The organism is Roseomonas sp. HF4 (assembly GCF_005222755.1).
GTDB lineage: Bacteria > Pseudomonadota > Alphaproteobacteria > Acetobacterales > Acetobacteraceae > Neoroseomonas.
Genome location: NZ_STGD01000024.1, coordinates 40,595 through 53,897, shown reverse-complemented (window position 1 = coordinate 53,897; position 13,303 = coordinate 40,595). Strand labels below are relative to the sequence as shown.

General features: G+C 69.7%; 10 protein-coding genes and 1 pseudogene. 6 read left to right on the top strand and 5 right to left on the bottom strand.

Annotation, left to right across the window (positions count from 1 at the left end; translation table 11 throughout):
* The first annotated feature begins 587 nt into the window (after positions 1–587).
* From E8M80_RS24150 to E8M80_RS27080, 4 genes and pseudogenes are all read left to right on the top strand, one after another.
* Entirely contained in the window at positions 588–1,733 is a 1,146-nt protein-coding gene (locus E8M80_RS24150; protein WP_137128291.1) for an FAD-dependent monooxygenase, read from the top strand.
* 9 nt (positions 1,734–1,742) lie between these two features.
* Positions 1,743–2,249, top strand: a complete 507-nt coding sequence (locus E8M80_RS24145; protein ID WP_137128290.1) for a site-specific integrase — start codon at positions 1,743–1,745, stop codon at positions 2,247–2,249.
* On the top strand, positions 2,246–3,382 hold the full coding sequence (locus E8M80_RS24140; protein ID WP_137128289.1) for a phage integrase family protein: 1,137 nt from the start codon (positions 2,246–2,248) through the stop codon (positions 3,380–3,382). Before E8M80_RS24145 ends, E8M80_RS24140 begins: the two co-directional genes overlap by 4 nt.
* A pseudogene (locus tag E8M80_RS27080) lies at positions 3,379–4,410 on the top strand (recombinase family protein); the annotation flags it as partial. The gene E8M80_RS24140 and the pseudogene E8M80_RS27080, both read left to right, overlap by 4 nt.
* Positions 4,411–5,070: 660 nt before the next feature.
* Here E8M80_RS27080 and E8M80_RS24125 read toward each other — a convergent pair.
* Complete coding sequence (locus E8M80_RS24125) at positions 5,071–6,069, bottom strand: nitronate monooxygenase family protein (RefSeq protein ID WP_137128288.1); 999 nt, start codon at positions 6,067–6,069, stop codon at positions 5,071–5,073.
* 118 nt (positions 6,070–6,187) lie between these two features.
* Between E8M80_RS24125 and E8M80_RS24120 the strand changes: the two genes are divergently transcribed.
* Positions 6,188–8,968, top strand: coding sequence for a phosphoenolpyruvate carboxylase (locus tag E8M80_RS24120; protein WP_137128287.1), 2,781 nt, complete (start codon positions 6,188–6,190; stop codon positions 8,966–8,968).
* A 100-nt stretch (positions 8,969–9,068) separates the two neighbouring features.
* Here E8M80_RS24120 and E8M80_RS24115 read toward each other — a convergent pair whose 3' ends face one another.
* The 4 genes from E8M80_RS24115 to E8M80_RS24100 are packed head-to-tail and all read right to left on the bottom strand — an operon-like array spanning position 9,069 to position 11,528.
* Entirely contained in the window at positions 9,069–9,473 is a 405-nt protein-coding gene (locus E8M80_RS24115; RefSeq protein ID WP_137128286.1) for a DUF3574 domain-containing protein, read from the bottom strand.
* Positions 9,470–9,820 carry a multidrug efflux SMR transporter gene (locus E8M80_RS24110; RefSeq protein WP_137128285.1) on the bottom strand — a complete coding sequence of 117 codons (351 nt, stop codon included), beginning with the start codon at positions 9,818–9,820 and terminating at the stop codon, positions 9,470–9,472. Before E8M80_RS24110 ends, E8M80_RS24115 begins: the two co-directional genes overlap by 4 nt.
* Entirely contained in the window at positions 9,817–10,782 is a 966-nt protein-coding gene (locus E8M80_RS24105; RefSeq protein WP_240790202.1) for a glycosyltransferase family 2 protein, read from the bottom strand. Before E8M80_RS24105 ends, E8M80_RS24110 begins: the two co-directional genes overlap by 4 nt.
* Before the next feature lie 17 nt (positions 10,783–10,799).
* Positions 10,800–11,528: a class I SAM-dependent methyltransferase gene (locus tag E8M80_RS24100; RefSeq protein WP_137128298.1), complete on the bottom strand. Its 729-nt coding sequence runs from the start codon at positions 11,526–11,528 to the stop codon at positions 10,800–10,802.
* Between the two features lie 202 nt (positions 11,529–11,730).
* Here E8M80_RS24100 and E8M80_RS24095 point away from each other — a divergent pair, with 202 nt between their 5' ends.
* Entirely contained in the window at positions 11,731–13,284 is a 1,554-nt protein-coding gene (locus tag E8M80_RS24095) for a hypothetical protein (protein WP_137128283.1), read from the top strand.
* Positions 13,285–13,303: the final 19 nt, after the last annotated feature.

Here is a 13,303-nt window from a genome sequence, read left to right as displayed (position 1 = left end):
CCCGACCAGGCGCCATTCGTCCCTCGGCTACCTCTCGCCCATCGAATTCGAAGCAAGGAAGATGCTCATGAAGGACTGACCACTGCCCGCAGACCGTCCACAGAACCGGGGCAACTTCAACTCCAGCTTCCGGCTCTCCGTCGAGCGCTGAGCGAGCACCAGTCTCGCTGCCTCGATACGCCGGGATAACTTACCCGCCTTGCCCGTGCCCATCGCGCATGCGACTAACTGCTCGTCTTCCGGACCTGCCGCACGGCTGATTCGTGCTTCGGGCCAACTGCGGACTGATGCAGCGCGGCGTATGATCACCGCACCCAAGATGTGTCTATGCAGAATCAGACATCGGTTGTCGGGCGTTGATGTGAGCCGGCGGCTGCTTCTGTCCGCAAGTGAGTGACGACCTACCGAAATCGAAATGAACGGACTACCTCTTGGCGACCCATTAGTGAGTTGCGACGTGACGGAACTTGCCTGTGCGCTGGACGTCAGCTAAATTTATCTTGTCAATGCTCAATGCGACCACTTTAATTACAATTATTGCATAATCTTTGTAGCTCCCCGATACGCAGCAAAGAGAGAGGTCCCTCATGAAGACAAAGTTGATTACGATTATAGGCGCCGGTATCGGTGGGCTGACCGCCGCTCTGGCGCTGCAACGCAGGGGTTTTAAGGTCCAAGTCTTCGAGCGCAGTAAAGAAATACGCGAAATTGGCGCCGGCATCACCGTCTCCCCAAATGCTCGCCGAGCTTTACGAGACCTGGAGATCGACCAAAAACTCGAATCCTGTTCCAGTAGTGCGCAAGAGATGTACATATGTGATTATGCGACCGGGCAAGTAAAGTACAGAAATTTCGACTCCTCTATTGTCGAAAAGTACGGATTTCATGTTCTCCAGGTTCATCGAGCGGATCTACACGATCTCCTGCTTCGAGCTGTCAAAGCGAATGATGAAAATGCGCTGCATGCCGGTCATGAATTCGTTAATTTTGAGCAGGATGAGCATGGCGTGTCGGCCGCGTTCGCCAATGGAGCGTTAGCGCGTGGCGATGTTCTCATTGGAGCGGACGGCTACGCATCCGCGGTTCGATCCTGTCTTTTTCCGAGCGAGGCACCGAAATTCACAGGGCAGGTTTCATTTCGAGCTCTGATTCCCCGTGACTTGGTGCCGACATCGATCCTAGAGCGAGGCTTGGCGTATTACCCGAGTCCGAAGCGAACGTTGATGCATTATCCTATGCGCGGCGGCAAGATTTTCAACCTCCTTGGCAACGCGCAGTCGGCAAATTGGGAAGAAGAAGGCTGGTCAATTTCCGCCACTGCCGAAGAGTTCGCCCAAGCTTATGCGGACCACGCGCCGGAAGTTCTGGCATTAATCCGCGCCGTCCCGGCGGGAGGATTGTTCAAATGGGGCTTGCGCGATCGCGAGCCGTTGCAGACTTGGACTGTGGGTCGCGTTACGGTGCTGGGCGACGCGGCGCACCCGATGACGCCGTTCTTAGGCCAGGGCGCGTGCATCGCCATGGAGGACGGCTTGGTACTGGGCCGCGCATTCGCTGCCGCTGAAACGGTCGAGGACGCATTGCATCGCTACGAGGCCGCTCGCAAGACTCGCGGCACGAACGTGCAGATTTGGTCCCGTGAACAAGGTCAAGCCCTGCAGAATGGTCACAAAGGTCGTACAGCGATTGATCGTGGGTTATACGACTATGATCCGGTGTCTGCTCCGGTTTAGCCGAGAGAATTGTCCCGATCTCCGCACATCGTCCTGAAGCCGCACGAAACGAAGAACCGGAAACTGCTCGAATGGCCAATTCCGCCTGGCGCGGCGGACCTCGTCGAGGAATACGTCCAAAAGTTCCGTCCTGCCCTGGCGGATTCGGCGTGCCCCTACTTGTTTCCTGGGGGCAACCGCTGCGGCTGCGCCAGTCAGGGCAGCGTCTCGACGAACATCGTCAAAGCTGTGGCTCGGGAAGCGGGAGTTCGCATCAATGTGCACCTACTCCGCCACTTTGCGGCGTATCTCTACTTAAAGCGGCATCCTGGCCGGTATGGCGTGGTCGCGAAGATCCTCGGGCACAAGAATGTTGCGACAACGGTCAGTTTCTACGACGCGTTCGAGGAGGCAGCGGCGGCGAAGGCGTTCGACGCCGTGCTCGATGCGGAGCGACGGGCAACGCGCGTCACTGCCGTGGCCGCGCGGAGCAGGCGGGCGCCGCGCCAGGCGCCAACGTCACGGAGGCGCGCATGAGCCCGCGCCTTGATCCGCGGCGGCGCTGCTTGCCGGTTGCGGAATGGCCAGCGCTGGACCGGCAGGCCTGGATGGCCGGCCTCCCTGGTCGCGAGAGGCGTCGGTTCAGCGAGAGCACGCGGGCAGTCCGGCTTGGCCCGGTCGCGCTCGACAAGGCGGAGAAGGGCTGGGGTCGTTTCCTGACATTCCTGGACCTGCGCGGCGATCTCGATCGCGGCGTCGGACCGGCCGCTCGTCCGACGCGCGAAAGGATCGCCGCCTTCCTCGACGAGATGATCGAGTTGGGGAATGCGGATCACACGATCACGGGTCGGTTGCAGGAGCTCACCGACGCCTTGCGGGTCATGGCGCCGGGCGAGGACTTCCGCTGGATCCAGGCGCCGGACGGCGTCCCCATTCGCACCCTGCTCGACATGCGCAAGCGCGACCTGGTCGTCTACCATCCGCGCGTCCTGTTCGAGTGGGGCGTTCGCTTGATGGAGGAGGCTGTTGCGATGCGCGCGCCGTGCCGACGCCGGGTCCGGCTCCGTGATGGGTTGATGATCGCCGTGCTTGCCTCGAGGGCGCCCCGTCGCCGTTCCATGCAGATCATGGAACTCGGCCATCAACTGCGCCACGACGGCGAAGGCTGGTGGATCACGCTTGGGCGGAAGGACGTCAAGACGAGGAAGCCGCTCGAATATCCCGTCCCGAAAACCCTCTGGCCCTGGGTTGAACGCTACCTCCACACCGAGCGGCGGGAGCTGCTGGGTGGGACGGTCTCCGACGCACTCTGGATCGGCAGCCATGTCGAGCCGCTGCGGGCTCCCGCCACCCGCATCTTCGAGCAATCGGCGCGGGAGTTCGGTCGCGACAAGCGGTTCGGGCCGCATCGCTTTCGCTACGGCATCGCGACCTATGGTCCGCGGGAGTTGCCGGACAGCCCGGGGGTGACGACGAAGATCCTCGGCATCACGCCCGACATCGAGGGCGAACACTACGACCGCGGCGACCAGGTCGCCGCCGCGCATGATTTTCATGATGCGCTCGCGGAGGAGCGCCGGCGCACCTCGGTGTTGGCGCGGCGTATCCGGGAGGAGCGCCGGCAGCGGCGCTCGGCCCCCGATCCGGGTTCCGCGGAGAACCGCCGATGACCGTGCGCGTCGCGCTCTACGCCCGGTTCAGCAGCGATCTGCAGAACGCGGCCTCGATCGGGGACCAGCTGCGGCTATGCACGGCGCGTGCGGAGCGCGAGGGCTGGACCATCACCGGCTCCTACACGGATGCGGCCGTCTCCGGCACGTCGCTTGTCCGGCCCGGCTACCAGGCCCTTTTGGCGGACATCCGTGGCGGCAAGGTCGACCTCGTCCTCGCGGAGAGCCTCGACCGTTTCTCGCGCGACCTCGAGCATGTCGCGGCCTTCTACAAGCAGGCCACGTTCCAGCAGGTGAAGGTCGTGACCCTCGGCGAGGGCGAGATCTCGGAGCTGCATGTCGGCGTCCGGGGCGCCATGGGTGCCTTGTACTTGCGGGACCTCGCCCAGAAGACCCATCGCGGCCAGGAGGGACGCGTCCGCAAGGGTCGCGCCTGCGGCAGGACGCCCTATGGCTATCGCCCGCTGCGCCGCCTCGGCGCTGACGGCGAGCCGGAGCGCGGCCTGCGTGAGATCGAGCCGGCCGAAGCGGCGATCGTGCGGCGGATTTTTGCCGAATTTGTCGAGGGCCGCAGCCCGAGAGCGATTGCCGCTGCCTTGAACGCAGATGGCATTCCCGGCCCGTCCGGCGCCCCCTGGTATGACGCCAGCATCCGAGGGCGGGCGGGGCGGGGCGATGGCATCCTCCGCAATCCGGCCTACGCCGGTCTGCTGCGCTGGAACCGCCACGCGCGGCTGCGCGACCCGGTCACCGGATCTCGGGTTGTCCGTGCCCGCGCGAAGGAAGAGATCGTCGAGGTCCCCGTCCCCGCGTTGCGGATCATCGACGACGCCCTCTGGCAGCGGGCGCAGGCTCGTCTCGCCGACGAGGCGGCTCCCATCCGGGATGATGGTGACGTGGCGTTCTGGGATCGGCGGCGGCCGCGCCACCTGCTGTCCGGGAAGGTGGTCTGCGGCGTCTGCGGCCACGGGTTCCGCTCGGTGGGCAAGGACTACCTCGCCTGCGCGGCGGTGCGGAACGGCCGCGGCTGCGCCAATACCCGGCGCGTGAGGCGTCCCAAACTCGAGGCGATGGTGATGGAAGCGCTTGGGACGCGGCTGATGCGCCCAGACCACCTGGCGGCGTTCTGCAAGGCCTTCGTCGAGGAGTGGAACACGGCCCAGGCCGAAGCGTCCGCCGCGGCCGAGGCTGGCAGGAGGGAGCTTCAGGCGGTGGACCGGAGGCTCGAGAACCTCATCGAGGCCATCGCCGAAGGGGTGCGCGCGCCAGGGGTGCAGCGCAAGCTCGAGGAGCTGGAAGCACGGAAGCAGCAGCTGCTCGCCGCCCTCGAGGAGGAGCCGGCTCCCGCACCGGCCCTGCACCCGAACCTTGCCGAACTCTACGCCAGGCGGGTTGCCGCGCTGCGACAGGCCATCGAGGGCGGCGACGCGCCGGAGGTGCTGGAGGCAGCACGTGCGCTGATCGACAAGGTGGTCATCAGCCCCGGCAAGGACCCCGATGATCCGTCGGAGATCGAACTCGTCGGCCACCTCATAGCCATGCTCAAGGCCGGTGGCGCCTTTCCCGGCCGCGAGGATGCCACCGCTACCCGGCTCGTGACAGGCGTGGCCTCAGGTTCGACAAAGGAGGGTATGGGGGAGATTCTCCTCACCCGCCCCGTCAACACCTGTCCCGCGCGTGCCGTCCCCTCACGCCGCCGCGCGTCGCCCCCAGCCCGGGTTCACCAGCGCCGAGCCCGCGCCGAGCCGTGCCCGGGCCGCCGCGTATTCGGCCGCCAGCCGGTCCACCAGTGCCGCCGTCGGCACCACGGCGCCGATGCCGCCCACCGACTGCCCCGCGCCCCAGATGTCCTTCCACTTCCGCTTGCGGTCGGTGCCGAAGTTCATCTGCGACCCTTCCTGGCCGCCGAGGTTGTCCGGGTCCAGCCCGGCGCGGCGGAGCGACGGCTTCAGGTAGTTGCCGTGCACGCCGGTGATGAGGTTCGTGTAGACGATGTCCTGCGCGCTGCTCTCGACGATCATGCGCTTGTAGTCCTCGACCGCACGGGCTTCCCCGGTCGCGATGAAGGCGCTGCCCATGTAGGCGAAGTCGGCGCCCATCGCCTCGGCCGCCAGGATGCTCCGGCCATGCGCGATGGCGCCCGAGAGCGCGATCGGCCCGTCATACCAGGCGCGGGTTTCCTGCAGCAGCGCGAAGGGCGATTGCGCGCCGGCATGCCCGCCGGCACCTGCGGCGACCAGCACCAGCCCGTCCGCGCCCTTCTCGACCGCCTTGTGGGCGAAGGTCTGGTTGATCACGTCGTGGATGACGTGCCCACCATAGGCATGGATCGCCTCGTTCACCTCGGGCCGCGCGCCGAGGCTCGTGATGATCAGCGGCACCTTGTGCTTCACGCAGAGCGCCAGGTCCTGCTCCAGCCGGTCGTTCGAACGGTGGACGATGAGGTTGATCGCGAAGGGCGCCGAGGGCCGGTCGGGGTGCGCCGCGTCATGCGCGGCCAGGCGGTCGCGGATCTCGGCCAGCCATTCGTCCAGCTGCTCGATCGGCCGCGCGTTCAGCGACGGCATGGACCCGATGATGCCCGAGGTGCATTGCGCCACCACCAGGTCCGGCACCGAGATGATGAACAGCGGCGAGCCGATCAGCGGCAGGCGCAGGCGGCCCTTGAGGCTCTCGAGTAGGGTCATGGCGGTCGCTTCCTCCGACGTGTCGCTCCAGCCTTGCGCCCCGCGGCCCCGCTGTCGAGGGCGCCGCGCCGCGCATTTCCGCTGGCCTTCCCGTTCTTCGCGGTTGCAGCATGGCGCCATGGACGATGCTCCGCCGCCCGACCTGCTCCACGACCTGCTCGCCCGCCTGCACGCGGCGCGCGAGGCCGCGGCCGCCGACCCGTTCGGCGACCCGGTGCTGCTCGTCGCGCTCGACATCAGCCGCGCGATGGATGAAGGGCGGATCACCGCCGGGGCGCTGAGCGTCCTGATCGCGCGCATGGCGCGCGACGCCGCCGCCGGCCGCGCGCGCCGGCTCGCGGCCTATGCGGGCATGGGGGAGGATGCGGCCGCCCTCGAAGCCGTGGCCGCGCGGCTCGTGCGCCCCGACCCGGACGACAGCCCCGTCCCCTTCGCCGCCTTCCGCGACGCGGTCGAGCGCATCCGCTTCGCCGCCGTCTTCACCGCGCATCCGACCTTCTCCCTGCCGCCCGCGACCGGCGCCGCGATCGCCGCCGCCGCCTGCGGGGCGCCGTTGCCCGAAGGTCTCGCGCACCGCCCCGCCCCCCCGACGCTCGAGGAGGAATTCGCCCAGGCCGTCGCCGCCATGACGCGCGGCCGGGATGCGCTCGACGCCCTCTCGGACGCGCTGCTCGCGGCGGGGCAGGAGGTCTGGGGGGACCGGGCGCTCGCGCTGCTGCCGCGCCCGGTCGTGCTGTCCTCCTGGGTCGGCTACGACACGGACGGCCGCACCGATATCGGCTGGCAGGACACGCTCAGGCTGCGGCTGCGCATGAAGGGGCTGCAGCTGGCCCGGCTGGCGGAGCGGCTGGAGCCGCTCGGTGACTGCGCCGCGCCGATCGTATCCCGCGCGCGGGAGGCTGCCGCGGCCGTCGCCGCGCAGGAGGCCGCCGCCCCGCCGGCTCCGGAGGCTGAGGCCACCCGCGCCTTCGCCCTGGCCATGCTGGAGGGGCGGGAGGCGGCGCTCGGCACGCCTGAGCCGCTGCTGGCGCTGTTCCCCGCCGCCATCGAAGCCGCGCCCGATGCGGCGTCCCGCCTTGCCCTCGCCGTGCAACGCGCCGGGCTCGCCGCGCATGGGCTCGCGCTGGCGCACACGCAAGTCCGGCTCAATGCGACGCAGGTCCACAACGCGCTCCGCCAGCGCCTCGGCATCGTGGCCTCGCCCGAGGACCGGGCGGCGCGGCGCGGTCTGCTGGCGCAGGTGAACGCCGCGCTGACCGAGGTCGAGCCCGTGCCCGTGGACTACGGTGCGCTGCTGGCCGAGCAGGCCTCCGCCGTGCGGCTGGTCATGACCGTCGCGCAGCTGCTGAAGCACGTGGACGGCAGCCAGCCCGTGCGGTTCCTGATCGCCGAGACCGAGACCGGCTACACGCTGCTCGCCGCGCTTTGGCTCGCGCGCCGGTTCGGCATCGCGGAGAAGGTCGAGATATCACCGCTGTTCGAGACGGCGGATGCGCTGGAGCGGGGCGAGCGCGTGCTGGAGGAAGCGCTGCGCAGCCCGCACTACCGGGACTACCTCCGCGCCCATGGGCGGCTCTGCCTGCAGTTCGGCTATTCGGATTCCGGGCGCTACGTGGGCCAGCTCGCTGCCTCCTACCTCGCGGAGCGGCTCAAGATCCGCCTGGCCGAGCAGATGCGCCGCCACGGGCTCGAGGGGATCGAGCTGGTGCTGTTCGACACGCATGGGGAGAGCATCGGCCGCGGCGGCCATCCCGAAAGCCTCGCCGACCGCTTCGCCTATCTCTCGCCGCCCGCCGCGCGCGCCGCGCTGGCCGAGGCCGGCTTGCCGCTCCGCGAGGAGACGGCCTTCCAGGGCGGCGACGGCTACCTGCTGTTCGGCACCGACCAACTGGCGCTCGCGACCGTCGCGCGGATCGCCGAGCATGCCTTCGCGCCGCCTGCCGCGGCGGCCGACCCGATCTACGAGGAAGCCGACTGGAGCACCGACTTCTTCGCCACCAGCCGGCGGGAGATGGCGGCGCTGGTCGAGGACTCGGGCTATGCCGCGCTGCTCGGTGCCTTCGGGCCGGGCTTGCTGGACAAGACGGGGTCGCGCCCGGCGGCGCGGCAGGTGCAGGGGATGGGCGGGCCGGCGCGCATCGCGCACCCGTCGCAGCTGCGCGCCATTCCGAACAACGCGATCCTGCACCAGATGGGCTTCCTCGCGAACACGCTGCACGGGCTCGGCGCCGCCGCGGCGGCGAACCCCGAGAGCTTCGCCGACCTCGCGGAACGCTCGCCCCGCTTTGCCCGCGCGCTGTCCATGGCGCGGCGCGCGGCCGCCTGTTCCGACCTCGGCGTCCTGCGCGCGGGGGTGGACATGCTCGACCCGTCCCCCTGGCTCGACCGCGCCGGCTTCTCGAAGCGCGCGGGGCGGCGGCAGGCGCTGACGGCGGTCGCGATGGCGCTGGAACGCCTTGGCCTCTCGCCCGCCACGCGGCGGATGTTCCGCCGGCTGCAGGCGGACCACCAGGCGCTGCGCGCGGCCTGGCCGGACCTGCCGGCCATGGGCGACCGCCTCGTGCTCGCGCATGCGATCCGGCTTTGCCTCGTGCAGCGGCTCTGGCTGCTGGCGGTGACGCTGCCGGATTTCAGCCCCCGGCATGGCGAGACGCGGGACAGCCTGGTCGCGCGGCTGCTGCAGCTCGACGTGCCGCCGGTGCTGGAGCTGCTCGCGGCGATCTTCCCGGCCGTGCCGGACCCCGCCTCGGGCCTCGACTTCGGAGAGCCCGCGGCACCGCGGGAGGGCGCCTCCTACGCCGCAGAGCATGCGACCATCCTGGCGCCGATGGCGGAATTCTTCGCGCTGGTGCGGGAATGCTCGGCGGTGGTGGCGCACGAGGTCGGCGCCTTCGGGTGAAGGCCCCGCGGCGGCGGTTGATGCCAGGCGCAAGAAGGTCCGACCTGCGGCCCGCCGGGCGCCTGAGGGGCACGAAGGTGCGACCTGCGTGCGCCAGGTATCAGAAGCGGATGCAGGCGCGGCGATAGACGGTCAGCACCGATTGCTGGCGGAAGCGTGCCTTCCACGCATCCTCGACCGGGCGCATCCGGGCGGCCGCGGCGGCCGCGTCGGCGCCGGGCAGCACGACGACCAGCACCTTGCTCTCCTCCTGCAGGATGCGCCCGTCATGCCCGCGCCATTGGCCGAGGCCGTCCTGCGCGGTCAGCCCGTCCGGGAAGGCGGGGGTGACGGTGTCGGCCAGGAAGGCGCGCCATTCGGCCTCGCTGACCGGCGCGCGGTCGCGGACCGAGCGGCCGAAATAGGCCTCGGCCACGGTCGCGGCCTCGGTGCCGCCGGGGCAGGGGGGCTCGGCCGGGGCGCAGGCCGCAAGGAAGCCCAGCGCGGCGAGCGCGGCCGCCCTCATGCCGTGGTGGCGAGCAGCGCGACCCCTGCCGCGATCAGCCCGATCGCCGCGACCTTCTGGACGCCGAGGGATTCGCCGAACACCGCCCAGCCGACGATCGCGATCACGATGTAGGAGGCGGCCGTGCAGGGCAGCGCCACGCTCATCGGGATCTTGCGCAGCGCCACGATATACAGGAGCGCCGCGCCGCCGTAGCACACCAGGCCGACCATGGTCGGCACGCGGAACAACTGGTGGATGAAGCCGCCATCCGCCGCGACGGCGCCCGAGGCACCCGACTTCAGCAGCACCTGCCCGACCAGGGAGGTCGTGATGGCCGCCGCCAGCGCGATCCAGTAGGCCGTCATGTCGTCGTCTCCCGTGCCGCGATCACTTCCCGCACGACGCCCTGCGGCTTGCCGTTGGCCGACATGAAGGCGCGCCCGACATATTCGCCGAGCACGCCGAGGATGATGAACTGCACCCCCGCGATCAGCAGCGTGACCGTCATCAGCGAGGCCCAGCCGGAGGGGGTCTCGCCGATCAGCGCCTCGAAGACCACCCAGGCGGCCGCGATCAGACCGAGGAAGCCCATCCCGACGCCGGCGACCACGGCGAGGCGCAGCGGCAGCACCGAGAAATTCGTCGCCAGGTTCAGCCAGAGCCGGATCAGCCGGCGCATGGTGTAGTTCGACCGTCCCTCGGCGCGCGCGAAGTGCTTCACCTCGATGCTGTCGAGCCGCTGCGTCACCTGCATCAGCAGCCCGTCGATGTAGGGGTAGGGGCCGCGGTACTTCACGACCTCGGCCACCGCCAGCGCCGACATGCAGCGGAAGGACGAAAGATAGAGCCCTTTCGGCTTGTCCATAAGCTGGTCGGCCACCCAGTTGGCGAAGCGGGAGCCGAGGTTGCGCCAGCCTTCGTGCTCCTTCACCGCGTAGCGGGTGTAGACCACGTCGAAGCCGCCGAGCCGGGCGTGGTCGTAGAGCTTCACGACCTCCTCAGGCGGGTTCTGCAGGTCGTCGTCCATGGTGATGACGTAGGCGCCGCGGGCGTGGCGGAGCCCGGTCATGACCGCGTTGTGCTCGCCGAAGTTGCGCGCGTGCTCGATGTAGGTGAGCGGGACGGTGGCGCTGCGCGCCAGGTCACGACAGACATCGCCGGAATTGTCCGGGCTGCCGTCGTTGACCAGCACGATCTCGAGCCCGCCCTCGGGCCGCAGCTTCGACAACTCGGCGACCAGCGCGCCGACGGTCGCCGCGCCGCGATAGACCGGCACGACGATGGTGAGGCCGACCGGATGCGTCGTTCCGGCCGCGGTGGTGGGCATGGAGGCAGTCTCCGGCATCAGGGCCGCGTTGCGGCGAGAAGGATGGACCCGCCGGCCGGATAGCGCAGGCCGAGCCGGGCGAGGAAGCGTTCGGCTGCCGTCGCGCCATGCAGCGCGGCATCGAGCCAGGGCGGGAAGGCGTGGACGTCGCTGCGGGCCTCGGCGTCCGAGCGCAGCACCTTGCGCTGCAGCACCATCAGCGGCAGCAGGACCGCGTTCCAGTAGCGCGCCTCGACGGCGGCGAAGCCGGCGGCCTCGACCATGGCGCGGGCGGCGCGCGCGGTGAAGCGGCGGTCGTTGTGCACGCGCACGTCGTGCGCGGAATGCAGCCAGTCATAGGCGGGCAGGTTCAGCACCAGCGTCCCGCCCGGCATCAGCACGCGGTGGAATTCGGCCAGGGCCCGCGCGGGGTCCACCGCGCGGTGGCTCAGCACGTCGCAGGACGCGAGCGCGGCGAAGGCCCCGTCGGCGAAGGGGAGGCTGTTGGCATCGCCCGCGGTCGCGACGGCGCCCGACTTCTCCGCTGCCCGCCGGGCCGCGTCGGGGTTGAAGTCGAGCCCCGCGAGTGGCCGGCCGAGCGCGGCCAGGCGGCAGAGCAGCCCGCCCGTGCCGCAGCCGGCATCGAGGACCGCGCCGGCCGGGCCGGGCCGGCGGGCGAGCGTGTCGAGCACGCGGGCATGGAGGGCGCGGTACCACCACATGCGCTCCTCCGCCGCATCCATCAGGTCGTATTCGGCAGGTTCCACGGTGAGGCTACATGCCGCGCGAGCAAGGCCGGAACAAGGCAGCAACGCCTTGGCGCCGCCGCTGCGGCGGGGCATGCTCCCTCCAAACGGGGCAGGAAGGCGCCACGCGTCGATGAACGGGGACGAGGGGGGAAGGGAGAACGCGGTCACTGCCGCGTCCTTCGGCGTGCGCGAGACCGCCGGCATGCGAGACAACGCCAGCATGCACGAGTCCGCCGCCGCCCCGCCGCTGGCATTGCCGGAACGTCGCTGGCTGCGATGGGTCGCCGCGGTGCCGGCGCTGTTCTTCGTCGCCATGGTGCTGAAGCCGCCGCTGAACCACGACGCGGCGGCCGTGCTCGACTTCTCCCAGCGATGGCTGGCCGGCGCGCGGCTTTATGTCGACCTCATCGACGTCAATCCGCCGCTCATCTTCATCCTGAACCTGATCCCGGCCTGGATCGCGAAGCACACGCCGCTCGGCGCGCCGCAGGCCTTGCTGCTTTGCCTGCTGGCGCATGCGGCGATGCTCTGGCGCATGACGGTCGCGCTCCGGCGCGGCCGGGCGGAGGGACCGGTCGAGGCTGCGGTGCTGACGGCGGCCTTCCCGCTGCTGATCGTCCTTGCGGGCTCGGATTTCGGCCAGCGCGAGGTGTTGATGGCGATCACCGCCATTCCCTACGCGCTGCTCGCGGAGCGCCGGATCGAGGGGGAGAGCGTGCCGTGGCGGCTGGCGCTCGGCGTCGCCGTGGCGGCGGCGCTCGCCTTCGCGCTGAAGCCCCACTTCCTGGCGGTGCCGGCGCTGGTCGAGGCGCTTGTCCTTCTCCGCCGCGGCCGTGCCCGCGCGCTGCGCGACCCCGTGCCCTGGGTCATGGCGGTGATCTGGGTGCTCTACCTCGCGAGCATCCCGGTCTTTTTCCCCGACTATTTCGGCCATGTCGTGCCGCTGGGCTGGGAGGTCTACGCCAACATCCACGGCGCCGGGCCGCTCACGGTGCTGGTGACCGACCTGATGGGCTCGGCGACGCTGCTGATGCTCCTCGTGGTGCCGTTCGCGCTGCGGCGCGGCGCCGGGCCGCTCCCGCAGGCGCTGGCGCTGGCCTGCTTGGGCGCCTTCCTGTCGGCGTGGGTGCAGCACAAGGGCTGGACCTACCACGTGCTGCCCATCACGATCCTGGCCTTCGCCGCCGCCGCCGTCGCGCTCTCGCGCTGGACGGATGCGACGCTGCCGGCCGAGCGGGCGGCGGCGGCGGCCCCGGTCTTCGCCGTCGTCGCCGCCTTCGGCATCGGCGGCTATGCCATCCGCGGCGGGGAGGCGCCCTGGCGGCAGCTCTGGTTCAAGGCCGAGCAGACGGGCCGCATGACGGAATGGTTGCGGCGCGAGGCCTTCGGCGGGAGTATCCTCGTCCTCAGTCCCGAGATCCTTCCGGTCTATCCATCCGTGACCTATGCCGAAGCGCGGCCGACGCTGCGCACCATGAGCATCTGGCCGTTGCAGGGTGCCTACCGCACCTGTCCGCCCGGGGCCGCGCCCTATCGGACCCCGGCCCAGATGAGCGCCGCCGAGTTCACCTTCTGGCACCGGACGGCGGAGGATTTCGCCCGGGCGCCGCCGCGCGCGGTGCTGGTGACGAACTTCGCGCACATTCCCGCATGCGGCGACCGCTTCGACCTCGTCGCGTATTTCTCGACCCATCCGCTCTTTGCGCGAAACTGGACACGCTACCGGCCGGCTGGGGAGATGGAGGGCTACCGCCTCTTTCTCCGCATGCGATGAGACGGGCGGGCAGCATTCC

Bases quoted from the DNA above. Each gene is read 5' to 3' on its own strand.
- E8M80_RS24150 (WP_137128291.1), top strand. From the start codon at position 588: ATGAAGACAAAGTTGATTACGATTATAGGCGCCGGTATCGGTGGGCTG.
- E8M80_RS24120 (WP_137128287.1), top strand. From the start codon at position 6,188: ATGGACGATGCTCCGCCGCCCGACCTGCTCCACGACCTGCTCGCCCGC.
- E8M80_RS24125 (WP_137128288.1), bottom strand. From the start codon at position 6,069: ATGACCCTACTCGAGAGCCTCAAGGGCCGCCTGCGCCTGCCGCTGATC.
- E8M80_RS24105 (WP_240790202.1), bottom strand. From the start codon at position 10,782: ATGCCCACCACCGCGGCCGGAACGACGCATCCGGTCGGCCTCACCATC.
- E8M80_RS24140 (WP_137128289.1), top strand. From the start codon at position 2,246: ATGAGCCCGCGCCTTGATCCGCGGCGGCGCTGCTTGCCGGTTGCGGAA.
- E8M80_RS24095 (WP_137128283.1), top strand. From the start codon at position 11,731: ATGCACGAGTCCGCCGCCGCCCCGCCGCTGGCATTGCCGGAACGTCGC.
- E8M80_RS24115 (WP_137128286.1), bottom strand. From the start codon at position 9,473: ATGAGGGCGGCCGCGCTCGCCGCGCTGGGCTTCCTTGCGGCCTGCGCC.
- E8M80_RS24110 (WP_137128285.1), bottom strand. From the start codon at position 9,820: ATGACGGCCTACTGGATCGCGCTGGCGGCGGCCATCACGACCTCCCTG.